The organism is Petrocella sp. (assembly GCF_059865615.1).
This window is the reverse complement of record NZ_JCBCDA010000152.1, coordinates 1-1,875: the sequence shown is the minus strand read 5'-3', so window position 1 is coordinate 1,875 and position 1,875 is coordinate 1. Positions and strand designations below refer to the sequence as shown.

Here is a 1,875-nt window from a genome sequence, read left to right as displayed (position 1 = left end):
TTGACCATTTGTAAAAAATGATTTTTCTTTTGGATAAACCGTTAAACAAAAAGAACCATCAGGATTAGTATGTAACTGATCCATTTTTAAATTTAAAAACTTGGCAATATTTTCGATTTTATTATCTAAACATTTAACTTTTGGAAGTATTGACTGTTCATTATGACTTAAAAAAATTTCTATATTACAACTATCAAGTATAGTAATATTGTTGTATGTTCTTTGGAAACAAATTTCACCACTTAATTTATTTGGTGAAATTGTTATATTTGGATACTCATTTTGTATCCAAAATTGATCACTCTTTGAAGGTAGCGTTCAATATTCTGTGTCAGCACCGATAATTCCTAAAATTGTATCATAAACCTAAAGCCTCATCTAGTCTGCCATTGAAATGGATAGCAAGCTGAGAGAGGGTGAGCGACCAGTTCCTGACAGGCATTGTCCACTTTTGTTGTGCATTTAAAATCCCCATATACAGTAGCTTCAGTAAACTCTCATCATTAGGAAATGCTCCCTTAGTCTTGGTGAGCATTCTAAATTGGCGATGGACTGATTCAATGATATTGGTGGTGTAGATGACCCTGCGAATCTCTTGGGGAAACTGGAAATAAACAGATAAATTCTCCCACTTTTTTCTCCACGATTGAAAGACAATAGGATACTTCGTACCCCATTTTTCCTCAAGCTTATCCAGTTCAAGCGCAGCCTCTTCTTTGGTAAAGGCTTGATAAACAGCCTTGAGCTCTTTGGCAAATTGTTTTTGGTTATTAGAACCTACGTATTTAAGAGAGTTACGTATCTGGTGCACGATGCATAGCTGCACTTGTGTATCAGGAAAGATAGCGTTAATGGCTTCAGGAAATCCCTTCAGCCCATCTACACTGGCAATGAGAATATCCTTGACTCCACGGTGTTGTAAATCGGTTAGAACTTGTAACCAAAACTTGGCTCCTTCGCTTTCATTAAGATACAACCCAAGCACCTCTTTTTTACCATCCACCCGTACACCAAGCACGGTATAAAAGGCTTTTGAAACATAATGGCCTTCCTCTTTGACTTTATAATGAATGGCGTCAAGGAAGATAAAGGGATAGACCGCCTCTAGCGGTCTTACTCTCCACTCTTGAAGCATGGGGAGGATTTTATCGGTTACGGCACTTATGGCTCCTTTAGAGAAGCCTACACAGTAGATATCTTCAATGTGTTTGGCTATTTGGGAATAGCTGTTACCCAGAGCATATAAAGAGAGTATCTTTTTTTCGATCTCATCACTCATAGTGGTTTGGTTTTTCTTGACAAGTTGGGGTTCAAAGCTACCATTGCGGTCTCTTGGCACATCAAGCTCAAAAGCACCATCACTGCTTTTCATGGTTTTTGAACTGTAGCCATTTTTTCTGTTTCTAGTGAGGTCTTGGGCAAGGTGGGAGTCTATCTCTGCGGCTAATGCAGCTTCGGTGAGTTGCTTGATTAAAAAGCTCAAGGCTCCATCAGAGCCACCAATACCTTTACCGGCCTTAATGTCACGAGCAAACTGCTCTACATCTACTTCTATCTTCATGTGTTAATCCTTGGGTGTTTAAAATTTTACCAGGTTGACACAGAATTTTGAACAGTCCCGAAAAAAGCCTCAAAAAGCTACCCCAAATTATTTAATAGTGATACCTGCACTGTGCCACAACTATTAAATCATTAATAATTTTATAAACCAACCTATGTTCGGCTGTAATTCTCCTTGAAAAATAGCCTTGTCCTCTTTATTCATTTTTTGTACCCATATCTTGATGATTATTGTTTTATCTCTGTAGAATAATCTAGCAGGGCAGATTCTTTCACATAAAAAGTCGTTTTAGGATCTCTACTGCTAGGATAGAC

At 37.9% G+C, this 1,875-nt stretch carries 1 protein-coding gene and 1 pseudogene; both read right to left on the bottom strand.

The window, feature by feature from the left end; translation table 11 throughout:
- Positions 1 to 358 precede the first annotated feature (358 nt).
- Positions 359 to 1,561, bottom strand: coding sequence for an IS256 family transposase (locus tag AC6F8J_RS14820; RefSeq protein ID WP_500724400.1), 1,203 nt, complete (start codon positions 1,559 to 1,561; stop codon positions 359 to 361).
- A 91-nt stretch (positions 1,562 to 1,652) separates the two neighbouring features.
- A pseudogene (locus AC6F8J_RS14815) lies at positions 1,653 to 1,739 on the bottom strand (type II toxin-antitoxin system YoeB family toxin); the annotation flags it as partial.
- Positions 1,740 to 1,875: the final 136 nt, after the last annotated feature.